The sequence below is a fragment of the Streptomyces sp. Xyl84 genome, assembly GCF_059731885.1.
Window position 1 is genome coordinate 300,473 of the sequence record NZ_AP029182.1, and the last position, 16,616, is coordinate 317,088.

11 protein-coding genes are annotated in these 16,616 nt (G+C 75.2%); 6 read left to right on the top strand and 5 right to left on the bottom strand.

Annotated elements, in window-relative coordinates; all coding sequences use genetic code 11:
* Positions 1-324 precede the first annotated feature (324 nt).
* The gene (gene lanL, locus AC6I72_RS01305) at positions 325-3,159 is read left to right on the top strand and encodes a class IV lanthionine synthetase LanL (protein ID WP_498004552.1); all 2,835 of its coding nucleotides are present in this window, start codon (positions 325-327) and stop codon (positions 3,157-3,159) included.
* Between the two features lie 518 nt (positions 3,160-3,677).
* On the opposite strand, the gene AC6I72_RS01310 is transcribed toward lanL, so the two are convergent.
* Complete coding sequence (locus AC6I72_RS01310) at positions 3,678-4,127, bottom strand: 2-thiouracil desulfurase family protein (RefSeq protein WP_497998779.1); 450 nt, start codon at positions 4,125-4,127, stop codon at positions 3,678-3,680.
* A 269-nt stretch (positions 4,128-4,396) separates the two neighbouring features.
* On the opposite strand from AC6I72_RS01310, the gene AC6I72_RS01315 reads away from it, so the two are divergent.
* Positions 4,397-6,643 carry a SpoIIE family protein phosphatase gene (locus tag AC6I72_RS01315; protein WP_497998781.1) on the top strand — a complete coding sequence of 749 codons (2,247 nt, stop codon included), beginning with the start codon at positions 4,397-4,399 and terminating at the stop codon, positions 6,641-6,643.
* Between the two features lie 55 nt (positions 6,644-6,698).
* Here the strand turns inward: AC6I72_RS01315 and AC6I72_RS01320 are convergent, their stop codons facing one another.
* Positions 6,699-7,304 (bottom strand): TetR/AcrR family transcriptional regulator, encoded by a 606-nt coding sequence (locus AC6I72_RS01320; RefSeq protein ID WP_497998783.1) that lies wholly within the window; start codon positions 7,302-7,304, stop codon positions 6,699-6,701.
* A gap of 153 nt (positions 7,305-7,457) precedes the next feature.
* Here AC6I72_RS01320 and AC6I72_RS01325 point away from each other — a divergent pair, with 153 nt between their 5' ends.
* The 3 genes from AC6I72_RS01325 to AC6I72_RS01335 all read left to right on the top strand — a co-directional run bounded on the left by AC6I72_RS01325 (position 7,458) and on the right by AC6I72_RS01335 (position 11,877).
* Entirely contained in the window at positions 7,458-8,942 is a 1,485-nt protein-coding gene (locus AC6I72_RS01325) for an APC family permease (RefSeq protein ID WP_497998784.1), read from the top strand.
* Between the two features lie 144 nt (positions 8,943-9,086).
* Complete coding sequence (locus AC6I72_RS01330; protein ID WP_497998785.1) at positions 9,087-10,658, top strand: amidohydrolase; 1,572 nt, start codon at positions 9,087-9,089, stop codon at positions 10,656-10,658.
* A 439-nt stretch (positions 10,659-11,097) separates the two neighbouring features.
* Positions 11,098-11,877 carry an SDR family NAD(P)-dependent oxidoreductase gene (locus tag AC6I72_RS01335; protein ID WP_497998787.1) on the top strand — a complete coding sequence of 260 codons (780 nt, stop codon included), beginning with the start codon at positions 11,098-11,100 and terminating at the stop codon, positions 11,875-11,877.
* 147 nt (positions 11,878-12,024) lie between these two features.
* Here AC6I72_RS01335 and AC6I72_RS01340 read toward each other — a convergent pair whose 3' ends face one another.
* Positions 12,025-13,137, bottom strand: a complete 1,113-nt coding sequence (locus AC6I72_RS01340) for a sensor histidine kinase (protein WP_497998789.1) — start codon at positions 13,135-13,137, stop codon at positions 12,025-12,027.
* Positions 13,137-13,865 carry a response regulator transcription factor gene (locus AC6I72_RS01345; RefSeq protein WP_497998791.1) on the bottom strand — a complete coding sequence of 243 codons (729 nt, stop codon included), beginning with the start codon at positions 13,863-13,865 and terminating at the stop codon, positions 13,137-13,139. Before AC6I72_RS01345 ends, AC6I72_RS01340 begins: the two co-directional genes overlap by 1 nt.
* 596 nt (positions 13,866-14,461) lie before the next feature.
* Here AC6I72_RS01345 and AC6I72_RS01350 point away from each other — a divergent pair.
* On the top strand, positions 14,462-15,940 hold the full coding sequence (locus AC6I72_RS01350) for a glutamate-cysteine ligase family protein (RefSeq protein ID WP_497998792.1): 1,479 nt from the start codon (positions 14,462-14,464) through the stop codon (positions 15,938-15,940).
* 194 nt (positions 15,941-16,134) lie between these two features.
* Here the strand turns inward: AC6I72_RS01350 and AC6I72_RS01355 are convergent, their stop codons facing one another.
* The gene (locus AC6I72_RS01355) at positions 16,135-16,545 is read right to left on the bottom strand and encodes a winged helix-turn-helix transcriptional regulator (protein WP_497998794.1); all 411 of its coding nucleotides are present in this window, start codon (positions 16,543-16,545) and stop codon (positions 16,135-16,137) included.
* Positions 16,546-16,616 lie beyond the last annotated feature (71 nt).

Here is a 16,616-nt window from a genome sequence, read left to right on the forward strand (position 1 = left end):
GTCGGAGCGGCCCGGCGCCGCAGGACGGTCGCGACTGCGGCGGCAGCGTGAGGAGAACGGGCAGGACGATCTCCATGGGCCCACCCTGCGCGAGGGGGCGGCCCCGTTCCCGGCACGACACGGCAATACGGCAGCCGCTCCACCAAAATGGGCAATTGCGAAGCCATCGGCCGTTTCCAAGACAAGACCCGTCCCCGCTCCTGGATTTGCTGTTTCTTTACATGACCTTATGGTTTTGGCACACCCCCGGACGGTGATGATCGCAGCAGTGCGTGACGCGCCGGAAACGACGATCTCGGAGGCCGCAGGGTGACGTCGGGAAGCATGGACCGGGTCGCGGGAGACCTGGCGCGGGCCGACGGCACGACTCCGGCCTTCGACCCCGTGGCGGTCCTCACACCTCTGCTGCGGGAGCGGAACCGGGCTGGTCACGCGTGGCGCATCACCCGTGATCAGCTGTGGTGCCGGGTGTCGCCGGCCGGCGGGGACCTTCCCGGCCAGGGCTGGAAACTCCATGTCTCGGCCACTCCGGTGGCCGCCGCGGAAATTCTGGAAAAAGTCGCGCCGGTCCTTCTGCGGCACGGCCTGGATTTCAAGGTCGCGGCTTCCGCGGATCGCGTGCGGGAATTGGTTTCCCGGCAATACGACCGGGCTTCCGCGGGGAAATTCATCACGGTCTATCCGCGGGAGACGGAACACCTTCGGGCCATAGCGGCCGAGTTGCACGACGTGACGGCCGGGCTGCCGGGGCCGCGGATCCTGTCGGACCGGCCCTTCCGTCCGGGCAGCCTGGTGCACTACCGGTACGGAGGGTTCCGGCCGGTCCTGGTCCTCGGTGACAACGGTGTCTACCGGCCGACCCTCGTGGATGCCGAAGGCAGGCGGGTGCCCGACGTGCGCGAGCCGTGGTACACACCGCCGGCCGGGGTGGCCGACCCCTTCGAGACGTCCCCCGCCGCCGCGGACCGGCCCGCCTGCGCGGCGGAGAAGGACCGGCCGGCGCGGCCCGTCGTCATCGGTGACCGCTTCGTCGTGCAGGCCGCCCTGCGGCTCAGCACCAAGGGCGGTGTCTTCAGGGCGACGGACCGGAACACGGGCCGCCGTGTCGTCGTCAAGCAGGGCAGGGCGCACATCGACGCCACCGCGCTGGGCACCGACGTACGCGATCTGCTGCGCAACGAAGGGGAGATGCTCGACCGGCTCGCACCGCTCGGCCTGACCCCCGAGAAGGTCTCCTTCCTCACCGAGGACGGCCATGTCTTCCTGGTGCAGGAGCAGTTGGACGGCGTCCCGCTCCGGCTCTGGAACCTCCGTGCCCGCGCGCGCGGCGGGGCACCGGCGCAGGAGACGGTGCTGGACCTGGCCCGGCGGCTGACGGACCTGCTCTCCCGCGTGCACGCGAGCGGCGTGGTGCTGCGCGATCTGACCCCTGACAACGTTTTCGTGGCTCCGGACGGCGAACTCCGTCTCATCGACCTCGAACTGGCCGCGCGCGCCGGAGTTCCCGCCCCCGGCGGCGGCACGGCGGGCTACGGCGCCCCGGAACAGCTGGACCCGGGCCCCGGCCGCCGTGCCCTGCCCGACCCCTCGGCCGACCTCTACTCGCTGGGCGCCGTGCTCTTCCTCGTCGTGACGGGCACGGAGCCGCTGCTGGCGCCCGACCGGCCGGCCGGACGGCCCGCGTGGCGGCGCCTGGAGGGCCGGCTCGCCTCTCTGGCACCGCACAGCCCCGTCGTACGCCGTCTCGCGCCGCTCGTCCTCGGCCTGCTGCACGACGACCCGCGGCGCCGCTGGTCCCTGGAACGCGTGAGGACCTTCCTCACCGACGGCCCGGCCCCCGGCGCCCCCCGGTCCGTGCGCGCACCGCACGGACCGGCCGCCGCGCCCGGCGCGGACGCGGAGCGCCTGCTCCGCGACGGCCTGCGCCACCTTCTGGACACCCTGCGTCCGGACGACCCCGAACGGCTGTGGCCCGCCGAAGGGTTCGCGGCCACCACCGACCCCTGCAACGTCTACTACGGCTCGGCCGGGCTGCTCGGCGTGCTGACCCGGGCCGCGCGGACCCATCCGCGGGACGGGCGGCTGCGCGAGACGGTGGGCACCGTGGCCGCGTGGACGCTGGAGCGCGCCGCGCGCGAGCCCCGGCTGCTGCCCGGACTGCACTTCGGGCGGTCCGGTACCGCGTGGGCCCTGCTGGACGCGGGACTCCTGCTCGCGGACGACGCCGTCGTGGCCGCCGCCCGGGACATGGCGCTGCGTGTTCCGGTCACCGGGCCGGTCCCGGACGTCGTCCACGGAACCGCCGGCGCCGGACTGGCCCAGGCGCACTTCCTCGCGCGCACCGGGGACGAGCGCTTCCGGGAGCGGACGGCGCGCTGCGCCGACGCGATCCTCGCCGCCGCGGACGACCGGGCGGGTCCGCGCTGGACGGTGCCCTCGGAGGACGGCCCGGCGGCCCGGCCGGTGGTCCACCACGGGTTCGCGCACGGCGCGGCGGGCATCGGCACGTTCCTCCTCGAAGCGTTCCGGGCCGTCGGCGACCCCCGGTACCTGGCCACCGCCGTACGGGCGGGTGACGCCCTGACCGAGGCCGCCGTCGAGGACCGGGGCGCGCTGCGCTGGACGGCGGGACCGGACGACACCGTGGCCCTGACCAACTGGTGCAGCGGCTCCGCCGGCGTGGGCACCTTCCTGCTGCGGCTGTGGCAGGTCACCGGCGACCCCCGTCACCTGCGGGCGGCGCGCGGCGCGGCCGAGGCCGTGCACGCCGACCGTTGGATGCTGCCGCCCGCCGCCTGCCACGGCGTCTCGGGCAACGCGGAACTGCTGCTGGACCTCGCGGACGCCACGGGCGAGAACCGCCACCGGCGGCGCGCGCACCAGGCCGTGGAGGCGGTCCTGAGCCGCACGGCACTGCGTGACGGGCTGCTGCTGCCCGCCGACGACACCCTGCGCGGGGTGAGCACCGGCCACCACACCGGTGTGGGCGGAGTCGTCGGCTTCCTGCTGCGGCTCCTGCGCGGCGGCCCGCGCGCCTGGCTGCCCGACACCCTCGCGGCGGCCCCTTCGACCGCGGTACGCGCACCAGGGCGCGCACCGTGTGACGTCCCGCTCCCGACCGGGAAGTCCGGGACCCTCACGAAAGGAGATCGGCCATGACCGACAACCTCGACGAGCTGCAGCGCATGCCCCAGGAGACCGCCGCCGAGGAGGACACCCCGTGCATCCCCCGGGCCGCGGCCCAGGTCCCCACCTTCACGACGGTGTGCTGAGCGTCCTCTCCGGGCGCCGCTGACCGGGCGGCCCGTACCGGCCTCGGCCGGTACGGGCCGCCGTCACGCGCAGGGACGGGGAGGACGGTCGGCCGGACCGGCAGCCGGGCGCCGCACCCCCGCCACCTCCGGGGCCCGCGCGGCGAGGCACCGGGCGAGGAAGCGGACCGCGCTGCCGGCCGCGTACCGGGGCGTCGAGGGCTTGCTGGGCATCCGGGGGCGGACGGCTGCATGCCGACAGAGCGATCATGTTCTCGGCCAGGCGTTGTTCACCGGCCGGGCCTTGCGGCCGGGCCTTTTCCACCGGCGGACTTTCCACCGGCGGCGGAGTCACACTCCGGCGCGGAGCCATGTTCCGGGGGTGGGGTCACACTCCGGGGGCGGAGCCACGTTCCGGCGGCGGGGTCACACTCCGGGGGCGGACCGTACGGTGATGCCGTTGCGCTCCAGCAGGGCCGCCGTCACGCCGTCCCCCGGCACCAGTTCCCCGGCGAACGAGCCGTCGTACACCGTGCCCCGTCCGCACGACGGGCTGCGCGGCATCAGGAGTGCCTGGGTGCAGCCGGCGTGCCGGGCCGCCGCGAGGGCGCGCCGGGCACCGGCCACGAACTGCTCCGTCACGTCCCGTCCGGTGTCCTCCACCACCCTCGCCGTGCCGTCGAGCACAGCGTGCCCGTCGCCGCCCACCAGCTCCGCCGGCCGGCGCGGTGTCGCGAGTCCGCCCGCTACCTCCGGGCAGAAGGAGACGACGTGGCGGCCGGCCACCGCCTCCTCGGCCGCGGCCGACGCCTTGTGACGCGCGTCGAACCGGCAGGGCACCCCGCGCAGACACGCGCTGACCAGGATCGATTCCATGGCGTAAGCCTAGGTTGGGTCCTGCCGTCCCCGCCCGCCGCCCGGCCGTCGCCCGCGGGAGGGAGGCACTCGCGGCGTCAGGTGCGTACTCCGTACTCCGGGAGGAGACCCGACACCTGCTCGAAGAGCTCGGCGCAGGGCCGGGCACTCGCCCTCGTACCGGGTGCCCGTTCGCGTGGAATAGTGGAGGGGTGGGAGCCGGGCCCCGGTCCGGCGACCGGCCACGGCCGGATGTCCGGCCCCGCGGCGGCCGCAGGGTGGTGGTGCCTATGTGCGACGACTCCGCTGCGAACGGTGCCCCGGACGGCAAGGGCTCCCCCGCCGCCGACGCCCGACAGGGGCTCCAGGAGCTGGGCGTGTGCCTGTCCGGCGTGGTGTCGGGGCTCGGTGCGTACGGCGGCGGGGTGTACCTGCTCGATCCGGCCGGGGACGCACTGGCGCTGTCCGTGTACACCGGGCTGCCCCCGCAGTTCGCCGGGCCCTGGCGCCGGATCCGCCTGGACGCGCCGGTCGGGGCGGCCGAGGCGGCCCGCGAGCGGAAGCTGGTGTGGGTGGCCGACGCGCAGGAGATGGCCCGCCGCTATCCGCGGACGGCGCTGCTCCTGCCGTACCGCCTCGCGTTCGCCTGTCTGCCCGTCCTGACCGACGGCGCGGTGCACGGCACGCTCTTCGTGAACTGGGCCGGATCCCGCCCACAGCGGCTCGAGCGCTCCGAGCGCGACCGGCTGGAGGCGGCCGCCTCGGCGCTCGGCCGGATCCTCGCGCACGCCGAGGGCACCGGGCTGCCGGTCCGTCCGGCGGCGGAGCCCCTGGTGCTGCCCGGCCCCGCGCCCGCCACGGGCGGGCTCCTGGAGGGCTCGGCGCTGGCGCGCCTGCCGGAAGGGGTGTGCGTGCTGGGCGTCGACGGCCGCGTCCTGCTCGCCACTCCGGCCGCCGCCGCCCTGCTGGACGCGTCCCCGGACGACCTGGTGGGCCGGGTGCTGTGGCGGGCGCTGCCGTGGCTGGACCATCCGGTGTACGAGGAGCGGTACCGCGCGGCGGCGATGAGCCGGCAGCCGACCGCGTTCACGGTGCTGTGCCCGCCGGACCGTTGGCTGTGCTTCCAGCTGTACCCGGACGCCTCCGGCATCACGGTGCGCATCACCGGCGCCGGCCCCGACCCCCGTCCGGCCGGCCCGCCCCACCCGGCGGTGCCGCTCCACCGCCCGGGCGGGCCCCCGGCGCCCGCACGCCTGGACGGCGTCTACCACGTGCTGCACCTGGTGGGCGCCCTGGCCAACGCGACGGGCGTACGGGACGTGGTGCGTCTGGTCGCCGAGGAGATGCTGCCCGTCTTCGGCGCCGCCCGCGCGGTCCTGCTGGCCCTGGAGGGCGACGGACGGCTGCGGGTGATCGGCGCGCACGGCTACCCGGCCGACGTCCTGGGGCGCATCGACAGGCCGCCCGCGGGCGCCGAGACCCCCGGCACCCGGGCCCTGGCGGCGGGCGCGCCGCTCTTCCTGGAGAGCCGCCACGAGATGGCCCGGCTCTATCCGCGGCACGCGGCGCTCGGCCACGGCTGCGCCTGGGCGGTGCTGCCGCTGCTCGCTCCCGACCGGGACGTCGGCGCCTGTGTCCTGGCGTACGACCGGCCCCGCCGGTTCCTGCCCGAGGAGCGCGCCACGCTCACCGCCCTGGCCGGTCTCATCGCCCAGGCGCTGGCACGGGCCCGCCGCTACGACGACGCCAGCGGCCTCGCCCGCGACCTGCAGGACGCCCTCCTGCCCCGCCGGGTGCCGCGGATCCACGGCCTGGAGAGCGCGGTCCGCTATCTGCCGGCGGCCGAAGGCATGGCCGTGGGCGGCGACTTCTACGACCTCATCGCCCTCGGCCACCACCGGGCCGCCGCCGTCATCGGCGACATCCAGGGGCACAACGGGCCGGCCGCCGCGCTGATGGGCCAGATCCGCACGGCGGTGCGCGCCCACGCGGCGAGCGGCGCCGATCCCCGCCGGGTCCTGGCCCTCACCAACCGGCTGCTCACCGCGCTCGACACCGAACTGCTGGCCAGCGCGGTGTACTTGCGTCTGGACCCGCGCCGCCACCGCGTCCTCCTCGCGCGGGCCGGGCATCCCCACCCGCTGCTGCGCCACCCGGACGGCCGGGTCGAGGCCCTGGACCTGCCGGGCGGTCTCCTGCTCGGCATCGACCCGCGGGCCGCCTACCCGCACGTGCGGCTGTGCCTGCCCGAGGGGGCCGTCCTCGCGCTCTACACCGACGGGCTGACGGAGCTGCCCGGCGCCGATCCCGACCGGGCGCTGGCCGCGCTGGCCGGCCGTCTCGCCGCCGCCGGGACGCCGGGCGCACCGCTCGACGAGATCGCCGGTGCCCTGCTGCGCGACCACCGCCCGGGAGCCGACGACACGACCCTCCTGCTGCTCCGGGCCACGCACCGTGCCTCCGGTCCGCCGCCGCGGGCACCCGGGAGGCACCAGCGGGCCGTGCGGGAACAGGAGAGCACCGCGCTCGACGGGTGAGGGTCCGCCGCGCACCCGCGCGCGGGCGGGTGTCCCCGCCCCCGCGGTGCGTGCCTCAGCCCTCCCGTACGCGCCGTGCCGTGGCGAGCAGGCCCTCCAGGGCGAGTTCGAAGGCCTGGTCGGTGCGGCTGCCGCGGACCGCGCCCAGTGCCTCGGCCAGGCGCGGGGTGGCGGAGGCGTCGGCGATCTCCCACATGGCCTCCGGTGCGGCGAGGTCGAGCGCGGACCCGAGGACGACATTCTCCAGGGCGGTGATGACCCGCATGACGTCGGCGGTGGCGAAGCCCGCTTCGAGCAGGAGGGCGACGGCCCGTTCGTACTGTGCCAGTACCCGGGGGGCGCGCACCGCGTTGGCCATGAGCAGGGGGATGGCCCTCGGGTGCGCGGCGAAGGCGGCGCGGTAGGAGCGGGCCCAGCCCGCGAGGGCGGCGTCCCAGGGCCGCACGTCCAGGGTCGCGGTGTCGATGGCCTCGGCGATGCGCTCGCGCACCAGCTCCACGATCCCGTCCCGGCCGTCGACATGGTGGTACACGGAGCCGGTCTGCACCCCGAGGCGCCGGGCGATCTGCGGGACGCTGAACTCGCCCTGCTCGTCGAGGAGTCCGAGTGCGGTCGCGGTGATGCGCTCCTGGTCGAGCAGAGCCGTGCGCGGGCGCCCCATGGCGTGCTTCCCCCTTCAGGGTCTTCCCATCCGTACGAACGGAAGGTTACATTGCGGAAACCGAAAGCCTTTAGATTTACGGCTCCGGAGATCCCGCACGCCTGCCGTCCGCCGTCATCCCTCCGCGCCCGCCGCCAGAAGGGCTCTTTCCCCATGCCCGTCACCACCCCCAGCCCCCGCCCCTCCGAGAGCGCCGCTCCCCCGGCCCCGACCCTGCGCCCGGGGTCGCTCGGCACCACCGACATCGCCTTCTTCGTGGTGTCCGCCGCCGCACCGCTCACGGTCATGGCCGGGGTCGCTCCGCTCGCCATCATGCTCGGCGGGATCGGCGCCCCGGCCGGCTATCTCCTCGCCGGGATCACCCTGGCCGTCTTCGCCGTCGGCTTCACCACCATGAGCCGCCACGTCCGGGGCGCGGGCGCCTTCTACGCGTACATCACCCGCGGGCTCGGCCGCCGCGTCGGCATCGGCGCCGCGCTGCTGGCCCTGCTCGGCTACAACGGCATGGAGATCGGCGTCTACGGGCTCCTCGGCACCGCCACGCAGGACACCGTGCACGCGCTGACCGGCGGCCACGTCCCCTGGCTGCCGGTCTCCCTCGCGGGTCTGCTGGTCATCGGTTACGGCGGCTACCGGTCCATCGACTTCGGCGCAAAGCTCCTCGGCGTCCTGCTCACCGCCGAGACCGGCATCCTGGTCCTCCTCGCCGTCGGCGTACTGGCCAGGGGCGGGGCGCACGGACTGTCGGCGGCCTCCTTCGCCCCGGGCCACGTACTGGTGCCGGGCATGGCGGCGGTGCTGGCCTTCGCGTTCGCGGCGTTCACCGGCTTCGAGTCGACCGTCATCTACCGCCGCGAGGCCCGCGACCCCGCGCGCACGGTCCCGCGCGCCACCTACCTCGCCGTCGGATTCCTCGGCCTGTTCTACGCGTTCGTCGTCTGGATCGCGATCCAGGCCTTCGGGGACGCCCAGGTCGTGCGGGCCGCGGGCGGCGACCCCGCCGGACTGTTCTTCTCCGCGATCACGACGTACGTGGGCGGCTGGGCCGCCGACGCCATGCACGTGCTCATCGTGACCAGCGTCCTGGCCTCCCTGCTCGCCTTCCACAACGCCATCAACCGCTACGGGCTCGCCCTCGCCGAGGAAGGGATCCTGCCCAGGGCACTGGCCCGCGTCCACCCGCGCCACCGTTCCCCGTACGTCACCGGGGCCGTCCAGACCGTGCTGGGCGCCGCCGTCGTCCTCGTCTTCGCGGCCGCCGGCGCGGACCCGTACCAGCAGCTGCTGCTGTGGGTGAACACGCCCGGCATGCTCGGTCTGCTGGTGCTGCAACTGCTGGCCGCGCTGGCCGTTCCGCTGTACTTCCGGCGGGTGAGGCACCGCGAGGGCGTCCTGCGCACGGTGGTCGCGCCCGTGACCGCCGCCGTGCTCCTGGCCACCGCCATCGTGCTGGTCGTCGCGCACCTCGACCTGTTCACCGGTGCGTCCGCGACGGTGAACACCGTCCTGGCGGCCGTCGTCCCGCTCGTCTTCCTCGCCGGCCTCCCGCTCGCCCGGTGGCTGCGCCGCAACCGGCCCGCCGTCTACGAACGGTTCGCCGCGGAACCGGCCGCCGCCCCCGCGCCCGCCACCCACTGAGCAGCCCCCGGCAGCCCCCCGAGCCGCCCCTTGGGCCGGCCCTGGGCGTAACCACCTTGCCACCGGCCGGTGTTACGGCCGCCCCCCCTTCCAACCCGTTTCTCCCCGACCAGTGACCCGCCGACCAGACCAGGAGCCCTCCTCATGCCCGCAGCCGACCTCGTCCTCACCGGTGCCCGCGTCCGCACCCTCGACGCGGAACGTCCGCACGCCACCGCCGTGGCCGTACGCGACGGCCTGATCGCCGCCGTCGGCGACGAGGACGACGTACGGCACTGGCGGGGACCCGGCACCGAGGTCGTGGACCTGGCCGGCGCCCATCTCGTGCCCGGCCTGGTGGACTGTCACAGCCACCCCGTGATGGGCCTGGAGATGACCACCGGCGTGGACCTGTCCGCCGTGCGCGACCTCGACGGGCTGCGGTCGGCGCTCGCCGCGGCGGACCGGATCGACGGGTGGGTCGTCGGCTTCGGCCTGGACCACAACGTGTTCGGCGGCCGACCCGTGGACCGGGCCCTGATCGAGGACGTCCTGGAGGGGGCGCCCGCCTTCCTGCGCCTGTACGACGCACACTCGGCCCTGGCCACCGGAGCGGCGCTGAAGGCGGCGGGGATCACCGGACCACGCGCGTTCGCGCAGCGGGCGCACCTCGCGACGGACCCCGACGGGCGCCTGACCGGACACCTCGTCGAACACGCCGCGATGGACCTGGTCACCACGGTCATGCCACGGCCGTCGCGGGCCGCGCGGCGCGCCCGGCTGACCGAGCTGCTGTCCGCCATGGCGGCCACCGGGCTCACCGGGGCCCACGTCATGGACATCGGCGACCCGGACCTCGTCGGCTCCGTCGCCGAGGACACCGTCCTTCCACTGCGGCTGCGCTTCGCCCCGTGGTGCATGCCCGGGGCGGCCAAGGAGGACCTGGAGGAACTGGTCGCGCTGCAGGGGCGCGGCGGCAGGCACTGGGAGATCGGCGGGGTGAAGTTCTTCATGGACGGCACCGTCGAGGGCGGCACGGCCTGGCTCGAACACCCCGACTGCCACGGACAGGGAACCGAGGCGTTCTGGCCGGACCCGGCCGCCTACGGCGAGGCCGTGCGCTTCCTGGACCGCGCGGGAGTACGCACGGCGACCCACACGATCGGGGACGCGGCCGTGCGGCACGTCCTGGACACCGTGGCGGCGCTGGGCGAGGGCGCCCGCCTCACGCACCGGGTGGAGCACATCGAGTCCGTCCCGGACGACATCGTCGGCCGGTTCGCCCGGACCGGCGTCATCGCCTCGATGCAGCCGCCGCACACGGCCTACACCCGGGCCGACCGGTCCGACGAGTGGTCCGTGCGCCTGGGAGAGGAACGCGCCCGGCGGGCCTGGCGGCTGCGCGACCTGCGGGACGCCGGCGCGGTCGTCGCCCTCGGCTCGGACTGGCCCGTCGCCCACCATGACGTCCGCGCCGTCCTGGCCACCGCGCGGGCGCCCCGGGGAGCGGCCTCCGCCCGTGCGGGGCTCACCGGTGCCCAGGCGCTGGAGGGCTGCACCACCCACGCGGCCGTCGCCGCCGGTGAGAGTGCCGTCGCCGGGCGCATCAGGCGGGGGTTCCGGGCCGACCTGACCGCCCTGGGTGCCGACCCCGTCGAAGCGCCGGCCGACGAGGTCGCCGAGGCCCCGGTACGGCTCACGGTGACCGGCGGCCACATCGTGCACCGCGGGGCGTGAGTCTCCGCCGGCGCCCGCAGCGGTGAACGGCGGGCACCGCCGTGTCAGGGCCTCGTCCCCGTAGTCCCGGTCCTCGGGCCGGTCGGCGCCGGCCAGGCGGAAGGCCGCAGGGCCGGCGGGGACGCGGTCGGCGGTGTGCCGGCAGGGGGCGGCCGCGGCCCCCGGCGGGCGGCGACCGGCGCCGGGCGGGCTCGCGGGCGGGGGCGCGGGCTCCGGGGCGGAGCGGCCGGCCCGCCGAGTCGCGCCGGCCCACTCCGGCCGCCATGTCACGTCGGCCCACCGTTTCATGTCGTCAGGAGGCGGCGGACGGCCCGGGTGGTCCTGGTCCCGCCGCGACCAGGACCACGGGGGCACTGGCAGGCCGTCGGCGCCCGCGCGCAGGGTGGGACGGTCAAAGCCGTCGAGGCGTCCGCCTCACCTATCCCGTACAGGAGCCGTCATGAGCAAGCTCGCACTCGTCACCGGGGCCACCTCCGGCATCGGCAGGGCGTTCGCCCGGCGTCTCGCGGGCGACGGGCACGACGTGATCGCCGTCGGCCGCCGCGCCGACCGGTTGGCGGAACTGGCCGCCGGCTTCCCCGGCGACCGGGTCCGTCCCGTGGTGGCCGACCTGTCCACCGACGACGGTGTGGAGGCGGTCGCCGCCCTGTGCGCCGGCGAACCGCTGTCGATGCTGGTCAACAACGCCGGGGTGGCGCACTACATGCCCTTCGCGGACCTCCCCGCCGAAAAGGCGCGCGAACTGCTGCACGTCAAGGTGGCGGCTCCGACCCTGCTGACGCGCGCCGCGGTCCCCGGGATGCTCGCCCGCGGCGCCGGCGCGATCGTGAACGTGGCCGGCATGATCGCGTTCAGCGGACCCGCCCCGGCGGAGCAGATGCCGCGCCGCGCCGTCTACGCCGGAACACTCGCCCACCTCGTCACCATGTCCCAGGTGCTGCACGCCGAGCTGAGCGGGACCGGGGTCCGGGTGCAGGTCCTGTGCCCCGGCGTAGTGGCGACGGAGTTCCACGAGCGTCAGGGCCTCGACCTCAGCGCCGTTGCCCGTATGTCCGCCGAGGACGTGGTCACCGCCGGTCTGCGCGGTCTCGAACTGGGCGAGGTGGTCTGCGCCCCCGGTGTCGAGGACAGCCGGCTGCTGCGTGCCGTGTCCGAGGCCCAGCTCGCGGCGTTCGGCGCGCAGAGCCCCCGTCTCGCCGAGCGCTACCGGCACGCCTGAGCCCGCGGATCGCACCGCGCGGCGCCCCGGGGAGGACCGGAGAGGACCGGGGAGGGCCGGGGAGGGCCGGGGAGGGCCGCACGGTCCGGCCGCAGGGGCACCTCGCAGAACGCCGCGCCGACCCCGCCACGGGGGAACACCCCCGGCTCAGCCGGCCGCCGGCAGGCGGACCTCGAAGCGGCAGCCGCCGGGCACGTTGCGTACCGTGGCCCGGCCCCGGTGGGCCTCCACGATGCCGCGCACGATGGCCAGCCCCAGGCCCGCCCCGGCGGGCGGGGTCCGGGCGTCACTGCCCCGCCAACCGGTCTCGAAGACGCGCGGAAGGTCCTCGGGAGCGATGCCCCCGCAGCCGTCGGTCACCGACACGACGACGTCGTCCGCCTCCCTGTGGGCCGCGACGGCGACGGCCCCGTCCGCGGGTGTGCGCCGGATGGCGTTGACGAGCAGGTTGGCCAGGACGCGGGACATCTCACGGCCGTCGACCTCCACCGGCACCGGCTCCACGCCCTCCCCCACCAGCCGTACCCCGTGCTCCCTGGCCAGTGCGCCCGCGCCCGCGAGGGCGTCGCCGACGAGGTCGTAGACCGACAGGCGGGTCCGGTCCAGGGTGAGGACGCCGGCCTGGATGCGGGAGAGTTCGAACAGGTCACCGACCATGTCGCTCATGCGCTCGACCTCCCCGCGGATCCGGGCGTGGTACACCCGCGGGTCGTCGGCCAGGCCGTCCTCCAGCGCCTCGGTCATCGCCTGCAGACCGGCCAGCGGGGTGCGCAGGTCGTGGGAGATCCAGGCGACCAGTTCGCGCCGCGAGGCCTCCAGAGCCCGCTCCCGCTCACGCGAGGCGGCCAGCCTGGCGCTCGTGGCGGACAACTCACGGCTCAGTTCCGCGAGTTCGGCCACGGGCGGCTCGGCGGGCGGGGTGAATCCGCCGTCGTCACCGATGGCGCGGGCGGCCCGCGCGAGGGCCCGGCTGCCCTTGACGACGCCGCGGCCCAGGACGAGCGCCACCGCCAGCGAGACGACCGCCGCCATGGCGCACACGACGGTGACGACCCACAGGTCGTGGTCGGACAGGAGCATAGCCGACGACACCAGCAGGGTGCCCGCGAACATCGCCGTCACGGTGACGGCCGCGACCACCGCCAGCGACAGCGCGACCGACCGGTGGCGCAGCAACCTGAGTGCCACCGCGCCCGCCAGCCCGGCCGCCGCCGCGCCGATCGCCGCGTAGAGGGCGATGAGCAGCATGTCACCGGCCATCACGCGCCCCGCTCAGGTCCGGCCGGCGGCGCCGGAGGGTCGAAGCGGTAACCCACGCCCCACACCGTGCTGATCAGCCGGGGGCGCGCCGGGTCGTCCTCGATCTTCTCCCGCAGCCGCCGTACGTGCACGGTGACGGTGGACAGGTCGCCGAACTCCCAGCCCCACACCTCACGCATGAGTTCCTCCCGGTCCGTGGCCCGGCCGGGGTGCCGAAGGAAGTACTCCAGCAGGTCGAACTCCCTTGCGGTCAGCGGCAGTTCGGATCCGTCACGGGTGGCGCGCCGGGCGGTGCGGTCGAGGGCGAGCGGGCCCGCGCTCAGCCGGCCCCCGGCCGCTCCGCCCCCGGCCTCCGCGCCCCCGCTCGCTGCGGCGCGGCGCAGCACGGACGCCACGCGCAGCACCAGCTCGCGCGGGCTGAAGGGTTTGGTGACGTAGTCGTCCGCGCCGACCTCCAGGCCGAGGATCCGGTCCTCCTCGTCGCCGCGCGCGGTCAGCATGATCACGGGCAGCGGGCCGTCGCGGCGCAGCCGGCGGCAGACCTCCAGGCCGTCCATGCCGGGCAGCATGAGGTCCAGGACCACCAGGTCGGGCGGCCGGGTGGCGGCCCGTGCCACGGCGGCCGGGCCGTCGGCGGCCACGTCGACCGCGAAGCCCGCCCGGTTCAGATACCCGGCGACGACCTCGGACACGGTCGGGTCGTCGTCCACGACGAGTACGCGTTTCACACCAGCGAGTCTGGCACCGCTGCCGCCGCCCCGGAGACCGCGCGGTGACGGGCGTCAGCGATCCGTAAGGGACCGGCAGGGCGCTCGGCGCGCCGTGCGGTGCCGGTCGTACTCAGGAGTCCGCCCGGGCCGCGGAAGGCACCGCGAGCGAAGGCGAGCCCGCCGTCGGGCGGGCCGTCCGGGGTGCCGGCCCCGGCCCGCCTCCTCGCCGCCGCGCCACACCGGTCACGGCACACCGCCCGGAGCCCGGCGCACCGCCGCACACCGTCCGGCACACCGCCGCTCCGGCTACCGCGCCGGAGGCCGGGCCGAACGCCGGATCCGCGGAATCTCCCACGGTCCGGCCACCGGGGCGGCCGGCGAGCCGGTTCCCCCTGACGGACGCGTGCGCCGCACACCGCCGCACCGTCCCTGCCTCCCGGCCGTCGGCCTGCCCCCGGGTCTCCGCCTCCTCCCCGCCGCTCCCTCTCGCCGCCTCCCTCCCCAGCCTCTCCGTCTCTGCGCCTCCCCGCGCCCCGCGTGGTCGGAGCGGGCCGGTGGTGCGACGCTGGGGGGACAGGTGTCCGAGGAGGGGCAGAGTCGACCGGGGAGCGCCGATGGGACGGGACGTCCCGGCAATGGTCTTCACCCGCGAGGACCGCCGCCGGTACCGGATCAAGATGCAGGACTGTCTCGACGCGTTCGCGCAGATGCTGCGGGAGGCGCGGTTCGAGTCCGAGCGTCCCCAGGTGGGGCTGGAGATCGAGCTGAATCTCGTCGACGACCGGGCCGAGCCGACGATGCGCAACGTCGACGTGCTGGAGGCGATCGCGGATCCGGCGTGGTCCACCGAGCTGGGCCGGTTCAACCTCGAGACCAACATCCCGCCCCGGGCGCTGACGGCGGGCGGCCCCGACTCCTGGGAGACCGAGATCCGGGCCGCGCTGAATCACGCGGACCGGCACGCCAGGTCGGTCGGCGCGCATCTGATCATGATCGGCATCCTTCCCACGCTGCGGCAGGAGGACGTGGGCCAGGCGGCGCTGTCGGAGAACCCGCGCTACCGGCTGCTCAACGACCAGGTCTTCGCGGCCCGGGGCGAGGACCTGCACATCGAGGTGGACGGCGTCGACCGGCTGCGCACGTACGCGGACACGATCACTCCCGAGGCCGCCTGCACCAGCACGCAGTTCCATCTCCAGGTGTCCCCGGAGGAGTTCGCCGGTTACTGGAACGCGGCGCAGGCGGTCGCGGGGGTCCAGGTCGCGCTGGCGGCCAACTCGCCGTTCCTGTTCGGCAGGGAGCTGTGGCACGAGACACGGATCCCGCTGTTCGAGCAGGCCACCGACACCCGCCCGCAGGAGATCAAGGTGCAGGGAGTACGGCCGCGGGTCTGGTTCGGCGAGCGGTGGATCAACAGCGTCTTCGACCTCTTCGAGGAGAACGTGCGCTACTTCCCGGCCCTGCTGCCGCTGTGCGACGAGCAGGATCCCGCCGAGACGCTGGACCGCGGCGACATCCCCGAACTGGCCGAGCTGACCCTGCACAACGGCACCATCTACCGCTGGAACCGCCCGGTCTACGCCGTCGCCCAGGACAAGCCGCACCTGCGGGTGGAGAACCGTGTGCTGCCCGCGGGCCCGACCGTCGCCGACACCCTCGCCAACGGGGCGTTCTACTACGGGATCACGCGGGCTCTGGTGGAGGAGGACCGGCCGGTGTGGTCGCGGATGTCCTTCTCGGCCGCGCAGGAGAACCTCCACACGGCCGCGCGGCACGGCATCGAGAGCCGGCTGTACTGGCCGGGCACGGGCGAGGTCCCGGTGCCCGAACTGGTCCTGCGCCGGCTGCTGCCGATGGCGCACAAGGGGCTGGAACTCTCCGGGATGGACGAGGCCTGGCGCGAGCCGCTGCTCGGCATCATCGAGCAGCGGTGCGTCACCGGCCGCAACGGCGCGGTCTGGCAGAAGGAGATGTTCCACCACCTCGACGCCGCCGGCCGCACCGGCCGCCACGAGTCCCTGCGCCGGATGACGCAGTTGTACATCGACTACATGCACCTCAACGCGCCGGTGCACACCTGGCCGGTGGACTGACCCAGGGGACGTCCCGGCGGGCAGCACCGCCGAGATCCACGTCCCCTCGGCCGCCGGACGGCAGGCCGGCGCCCCGGCGGGTGCCCGGCCGCTGCGTCCGGCCGCCGGGGAGGCGGTATACCACGTGGGGTCGGGGCACGGGGAGTTCCGGACGGTGATGCCGGCCGGCTGACCGGCCCGCCCCACCGCCCGCCTCACCCGTCCTCTTCCCGAAGGCCCGTCCGGTTCGCCCGGTCCACCTCGGCCATGTGTTCCTCTGCCCAGGCCCGGACCGCGGCGAGCACGCTCTCCAGGGAGAGCCCGAGCGGGGTGAGCCGGTAGTGCACGGCGGGCGGGACGGACGGCTCGACCCGGCGTGCGACCAGACCGTCGCGCGTCAGGTTCCGCAGGGTGACCGACAGCATCTTGTGCGAGACACCCGGCATCCGGCGCTGCAGTTCACTGAAGCGCACCTCGCCGGGGTGCTCCCGCGCCAGCACCTTGACGGCCATCGACGTCCACTTCGTCCCGATGCGGTCGAGCAGCCCGCGAGTCGGGCACTGCGGGTCGAACAGGTCGCCGCGCCCCGGGGCGGGGGCGGGGACGTCCGTGACCTGGGAAGTCACCTGGAACTCACCACCTGATGCAGAAGTGCGGTCTTGGCCGGTCCAGATTAGTTTCCTACGGTTCCCTTGTC